Origin of the sequence: Corallococcus sp. CA053C, assembly GCF_003611675.1 — a bacterium.
GTDB lineage: Bacteria > Myxococcota > Myxococcia > Myxococcales > Myxococcaceae > Corallococcus.
Genome location: NZ_RAWA01000593.1, coordinates 1 through 4,389 on the forward strand (window position 1 = coordinate 1; position 4,389 = coordinate 4,389).

Consider the following 4,389-nt stretch of genomic DNA (forward strand, 5'->3'; position numbering starts at 1 on the left):
CCCGTTGACGTCCCCCGCGCCCGACAGCGCCGAGCGCACCATGTGGCTGAAGACGCCCGAGCGGATGGCGCTCCACTCGTGGCTCTCCTGCTCCGACGACGTGGACAGCACCACGCCCACCTGCGGGAAGCGCTCCAGCTCACGGCCGCCCAGGAGCCCCTTCACCGCGTCCGCGTACGCGGGGCCCACCGGCAGCGAGCCCCGCGAGTGGACGAAGAAGTACGAATCACACGCGTCCACGATGAGCTGGAGGAACGACGCCTTGCTCGGCGTGAGCACGCGCGAGAACAGCTCCGTGCGCGTCAGGGGCCCGTCCAGCAGGCTCACGCTGCCCTCGCCCGCGGCGCCGCGCTTGCCATGGCCCACGAAGACGAAGGACAGCACCGGCACCGCGCCTCGAGCCCGGTCCTCGGCCATGCGGCCGTTCAGGCGGGCGAGCGCATCCCACAGCGCGGCATGCGTGGGGGGCCGCGTCTTCGCGGCGAGCCCCGGGTGCAGGGCCTGCGTGTCGGCGTCCAGGACGCTCAGCAGCACCACCTCGCGCGAGCGGGGCGCGAACAGCTCGTAGTACCGGGCGCCGTCGTCGTCGGCGTAGCGCAGGGGCGCCTGGGACGGTTCGGTGCCGGTGTTGCTGGCCACGATGAGCGCGTAGTGGACCTGTTCGGGGGCGGCGCTCGCGGCGGTTCCCACCAGGAGGAGCACACCCAGGGCCAGGGTCCTGTGGGAGGGCGATCGCATGGAGAGATGGCGCGGTGCGCGGCACGAAAGGATGCCACGGAAAACATCCGGCAATCCACCCGGGGCTGCTCGTGACAACAGGAAGTGACGGGACCGCGACGGTCGCGGTAAGCCCCTGAGGGATGGAGTGGGATGACGACACGCTGCGCCGGTTTCGCGAAGGCACCCCGGAGGTGTTGGCGGAGGTGTATCGCGCGCACGCGGAGCCGCTCGCACGCCTGCTCAAGGCGGCCGCCTGGCGGGGGAGCTTCACCCGCTTGAGGAACGCGATGGAGCTGGAGAACACCCTGCTGGAGACCTTCGCCCGCGCCTTCGAGCCGCGCACGCGCACGGCCTACAACGGCACGCGTCCCTACGCCCACTTCCTGATGGGCATCGCGCGCAACGTGCTGCTGGAGCAGTCGCGCGAGCGCGAGGTCGTCGGCAGGGACGAGCCCTTCGAGGGGCTCACCGAGGCATCAGCCGAGGACGGAGGACTCGCGGAGCTGCTGGAGGACCGCGAGGTGGAAGCGCTCCTCGCGGCGTTCAAGGACGGGCTGTCGCGCGAGGAGCACCGGCTGTTCGAGCTGCGCTTCGGCGAGGGAGTCGCCCAGGAAGAGGCCGCCACGGTGCTGGGCCTCACGCGCATCCAGGTGCGGCGGCGCGAGTTCGGGTTGAAGTCCAGGCTGCTCGGGTTCCTCCAGTCGAAGGGGTACCTGGAGGACCTGGAGACGCAGGGCTGGAGCTTCTTCAAGCGGCGGAGTGCACGATGAGCGGATGTGACGACCGTCAGGCGAAGAAGGCGATGGCGGCCCTCTTCGAGAAGGGGACGGACGGAGTGGACGCCGCGGGCTTCGGCCGCCTGCGCGCGCACCTGGCGACGTGCCCGGAGTGCCAGGAGACCTACGACAAGCTCTCCCGCGTGGAGTCGGTGCTGGAGCAGCGCGCGCTGCCGAAGGCCCGCGGCGCGCTGTTGGAACAGGCGCTGTTCGCGAAGCTCGCGCAAGCCGCCGGGCCCGCCCCACGCAAGGTGGTGCGGCCCGAGCGCCGGTGGTTCACATCCCCCTTCCTCGTGCCCCTGTCGCTGGGCGCCGCGGCGGCCGTGGTGGCGCTGGTGGTCGTGGGGCCCTCGCGCCAGCATCCCGACGTGACGGCGACGGAGGAGTGGCAGGCGCGCTCGGCAGCTCCGGGAGTCGGAGCCTGGGGCGTGCGGGCGTTCTGCGTCGCGCCCACGGGCACGGTGCTCGCGGAGGCCCGTCCGGGCGGGACGCTCGCGTGCACGGAGGGCAACGCGGTGCAGTTCAGCTACACCGCGCCGGAGCGCGTGCACCTGTCGGTGGAAGGGCTGTCGAAGACGGGTGAGCCCCTGCGCTTCTTCCCGAGCGAGGGCGCGGCCCCGGAGGTCGCGGCGGGCGTGGACGTGCCGCTGCCGTTCAGCACGCCGGTGCAGGGCGGTTGGCTGAAGGACGCCGTGCGCGTGCGCGCGAGCTTCACCGATGCGCAGGGCCGGACGCTCGCGGACACGCAGGTGACGCTCACCCCCTGAAACGAACAACCCCTCCCCCGTGCGAACACGGGGAAGGGGCGGGGACCGTCGTGCCGGGTGGGGTCCGTGACTACGGACGCGGGACGCGGCGGTCCACTTCCGCGGTGCCGGTGTACTGCGTGGGCGCGTTGAGGAAGCCTTTGAGCTGCACGCGCCACGTACCGGCGATGGGGTTCGAAATGGTGACGGCTTCGCCCGTGGACGTGCCCTCGGCGCTGGAGGCCACGAGCGCGCCGTTGGGTCCATAGACATACAGGTCCAGGTCGTAGCCGGGGTTGCCCCAGTCGGTGCGGATGCGCAGGGCGTTGGCGCCCGCGGGCACCTCGAGCGTGTGCTCGTCCTGGGCGGATGCGAGGGACAGGTCCACCACCGGGATGTTGAGGCTGGTCTGCACCGTGCCGCTCCAACCTGGCAGCGCGGTCGTCTGCGTGGTGTAGCGCGTGCCGGTGCTGTCATTGACCAGGCGCACGGCCTCATAGACATCCGCGTAGCCCGCGCCGACCTCCCACGTCTCCAGTTGCCGCGTGGCGCCCGTCGCATCCGTCGCGAACATCGGCCGCGCGGTGGACGTGACGGCCGCGAGCACACCGTCCATGTTCAGCGACGGGTTCACCTCCAGGAGGAGCGCGGCGACACCGGACATATGCGGCGCGGCCATGGAGGTGCCGGAGATGGCCGTGTAGAACGGCTCCGGGTGCAGGCCGTCCAGGCCCAGGTACGGCTGCACGATGGTGCCGGTGAGGGCGCGCGCGGCGACGATGTTCACGCCCGGCAGCGTGATGTCCGGGTGGTGGTACGCGTCGCCCGGGATGCCGCGGCTGGAGAAGTCCGCCAGCTCGCCCGGCTTGTCCTGGCTGAGCAGCGGGTTGGTGGCCGCGGTGGTGTCGCGCGACGTGCCGGCCGCGACGGAGATGACACAAGGCGAGGCGCTGTACGGGTTGAGCGTGTCGGGAGACGAGCCCTCGTTGCCCGCCGCGAACACCACCACCATGCCCAGGTCATAGGCGCGCTTGGTGGCGATGGAGATGGGATCGAAGGGTGCGAAGTGGCTGCCGCTCGTGCCCCACGAGTTGGAGATGACGCGCACGTTGTGCGTCTCCCGCACGTCCGGATCCATCAGGAAGTCGAAGCCCTCCAGCGCGAACAGGATGCTCAGCGCGTCCCCCGTGCCCACGCCGATGAGGTTCGCCCCGGGAGCCACGCCCTGGTGCGCCCCACCGGAGCGCGCCCCGGATCCGCCGATGATGCTGGCGCAGTGGGTGCCATGGCCGCTCGTCAGGTCGCTGTTGGGCGTGTCCAGGTACAGCGCGCCGCCCACGCCCACGTCCACCAGCGGGGCCACCACCTTCACGTTGCGCGACACATGGGGGAAGTCCCCGTGCGTGCCGTCGAGCCCGGAGTCGATGATGCCAACGCCGATGCCCGCGCCGGTCGTCTGGTACGCGGTGCGGGCCGTGTCCGCGTGGATGTACGGCACGCTGGTGTCCAGGAAGTACTGGAGCGACTTGTCCTCGTAGATGGACAGCAGGCCCAGCGGCTGGAGCAGCTGCCGCAGCGTCGTGGTGAGCAGCGGCGTGACAGGCAGCTTCACGGCCACCATGGGCAACGACTTGAACGCGCCCACGCCCTTGCCCGGCGTCAGCCGCAGCGTGCGGGTGAGCAGGTTCATCGCCGGGGCCACCGCGGCGTCGGTGTTGAAGGAGAGGATGAGCGTGCGCACCGCGCCGTCCGCATGGAGCGCGGGGTCGACCACCGCCTGCGTGAGCGCCGCTTGGGACGCGCCGGACGCATAGAGGGCGGTACAGGCGCTGGGGCCGGTGACACCGACGATGGGCGGCGTGGCCGACGTGACGGCGGCGCGCTGCGTCCCGGCCGGTGCGGACGCTTCCGGTGAAGGCCCGGCCCCGCAGCCGAGGACGGCGGTGGTGGTGAAGGCCCAGCCCAGTGACTTCAAACGCTTCATGTGGTGCTCCCCCAGGTGTTCGGCGCGGCTTCCGAAATGCGCTCGAAATGGGTGTGTCGTGAGGGGGCCGGGATGGATCGCGGTGCCTGGGGACTGTCGTGAACTGGAGGAAAGCCGGGGGCCTGGCCGGGGAGGGCAGGGTCCTGGAGTCCCCGCTCCGGTG

General features: G+C 71.4%; 3 protein-coding genes and 1 pseudogene. 2 read left to right on the forward strand and 2 right to left on the reverse strand.

Going from position 1 to position 4,389, the window contains the following annotated elements:
- Positions 1 to 702, reverse strand: a pseudogene (locus tag D7V97_RS40540) (hypothetical protein); the annotation flags it as partial.
- 158 nt (positions 703 to 860) lie between these two features.
- On the opposite strand from D7V97_RS40540, the gene D7V97_RS40545 reads away from it, so the two are divergent.
- Both D7V97_RS40545 and D7V97_RS40550 read left to right on the forward strand, forming a co-directional pair.
- Positions 861 to 1,490 (forward strand): RNA polymerase sigma factor, encoded by a 630-nt coding sequence (locus D7V97_RS40545; RefSeq protein ID WP_120615912.1) that lies wholly within the window; start codon positions 861 to 863, stop codon positions 1,488 to 1,490.
- Positions 1,487 to 2,263, forward strand: coding sequence for a hypothetical protein (locus D7V97_RS40550; RefSeq protein WP_120615913.1), 777 nt, complete (start codon positions 1,487 to 1,489; stop codon positions 2,261 to 2,263). Before D7V97_RS40545 ends, D7V97_RS40550 begins: the two co-directional genes overlap by 4 nt.
- 70 nt (positions 2,264 to 2,333) lie before the next feature.
- Here the strand turns inward: D7V97_RS40550 and D7V97_RS40555 are convergent, their stop codons facing one another.
- Positions 2,334 to 4,226 carry a S8 family serine peptidase gene (locus D7V97_RS40555; RefSeq protein ID WP_120615914.1) on the reverse strand — a complete coding sequence of 631 codons (1,893 nt, stop codon included), beginning with the start codon at positions 4,224 to 4,226 and terminating at the stop codon, positions 2,334 to 2,336.
- Positions 4,227 to 4,389 lie beyond the last annotated feature (163 nt).